This is a genomic window from Pseudonocardia pini, from assembly GCF_013870575.1.
GTDB classification, from domain to species: domain Bacteria; phylum Actinomycetota; class Actinomycetes; order Mycobacteriales; family Pseudonocardiaceae; genus Pseudonocardia; species Pseudonocardia pini.
Map to the genome: position 1 here is coordinate 1 of NZ_JACBXB010001206.1, position 1,082 is coordinate 1,082.

1 protein-coding gene and 1 pseudogene are annotated in these 1,082 nt (G+C 75.4%); one reads left to right on the plus strand and one right to left on the minus strand.

The window, feature by feature from the left end; all coding sequences use genetic code 11:
• The first annotated feature begins 28 nt into the window (after positions 1-28).
• Complete coding sequence (locus tag H5J29_RS33865; RefSeq protein ID WP_181784932.1) at positions 29-691, plus strand: response regulator transcription factor; 663 nt, start codon at positions 29-31, stop codon at positions 689-691.
• Positions 692-896: 205 nt separating this feature from the next.
• Here the strand turns inward: H5J29_RS33865 and H5J29_RS33870 are convergent.
• A pseudogene (locus tag H5J29_RS33870) lies at positions 897-1,082 on the minus strand (hypothetical protein); the annotation flags it as partial.

The following is a 1,082-nucleotide window of genomic DNA, read 5'->3' on the forward strand; positions in this document are numbered from 1 at the left end:
TCGAGGCCCTGCTACCCCTGGAGGACACGTGATCAGGGTCGTGCTCGCGGACGACCAGGCGCTGGTGCGCGCCGGGTTCCGGGCGCTGCTCGGCTCGGCGCCGGACCTGGAGGTCGTCGGGGAGGCCGAGGACGGGGACGCCGCGGTCCGGGTCTGCCGGGACACCCTGCCCGACGTCGTGCTGATGGACATCCGCATGCCCGGACGCGACGGGCTCGAGGCGACCCGGGACATCACGGCCGACCCGCGGCTGGCCGCGACCCGGGTCGTGGTGCTCACGACCTTCGCCGAGGACGCCTACATCTTCGACGCCCTGCGCGCCGGGGCCAGCGGGTTCCTGGTCAAGGACACCGACCCCGCCGAGCTGCTCCGCGCGGTCCGCGTGGTGCACGGCGGCGAGGCGCTGCTCTCCCCCGCCGTGACCCGACGCCTGGTGGCCGAGTTCGCCCAGCGCTCCCGCCCCGCCGCCCCGGGCCACCGGCTGGACCTGCTCACCGACCGGGAGCGCGAGGTGCTGGCCCTGGTCGCCACCGGCCTGTCCAACGACGAGATCGCCGCGAAGCTCGTGGTCAGCCCGGCCACGGCGAAGACCCACGTGAGCCGCTCCATGGTGAAGCTCGGTGCCCGGGACCGCGCGCAGCTGGTGGTGCTGGGCTACGAGAGCGGCCTGGTGAAGCCCGGCTGGCTCTGACCCGCGAGTCCCCCACTCTCGACGCGCGAGTCCCCCACCTTCGACGCGCGAGTCCCCCACTCTCGACGCGCGAGTCCCCCACTTTCGACGCGCGAGTCCGACAGGGCGGGCGGGGACGATGTCCGACTCGCGCGTCGGAATGGGGGGACTCGCGGAGGGGTGGCGGGGCGGGCCGCGCGGAGGGGGGTGGCCGCCCGGGCCCGGTCTAGGCGTGCACGACGGTGCCGGTGTCCTTGTCTCCCAACGCGTCCGTCAGCGCGCCGCGGGACAGGCCGTCGACGATTCGGAACTCCCGGACGTGCTTGGTCGTGGCCAGCAGCTCGCACGCCACCGCGTCCACCGGCAGGCCCGGCGTCGAGGCGGGCACGCGCCCGCCCGGCCCGGCGTCGTC